The following is a 252-nucleotide window of genomic DNA, read 5'->3' on the forward strand; positions in this document are numbered from 1 at the left end:
GCAGCCTGCGGGCGCTTGAAACCAGCTTCAACAGCCATCCCCATCAGCACTATCACCTGGGTACGGGCCCGATCCGGCGTTCCACCCTGGCCGACGCCAACGAACGCCGTAATACCGAGGTCTTCGCTCAGGTTGCGCACTACCTGATGGCGGGCGTCTGCCGGCAGTTACGCCGTGACGGGAAGGAACTGCTGTACCTGCTGGACTCCACCACGATCACCCTCAAGGGCCCTGGCTTCGACGAATGGACGC

At 63.5% G+C, this 252-nt stretch carries 1 pseudogene; it reads left to right on the top strand.

From position 1 onward, the window contains the following. Window positions 1–252: pseudogene (locus QSJ95_RS32805) on the top strand (IS4 family transposase); the annotation flags it as partial.

Origin of the sequence: Pseudomonas sp. NBRC 100443, assembly GCF_030268185.1 — a bacterium.
In the GTDB taxonomy this organism is placed as follows: domain Bacteria; phylum Pseudomonadota; class Gammaproteobacteria; order Pseudomonadales; family Pseudomonadaceae; genus Pseudomonas; species Pseudomonas citronellolis.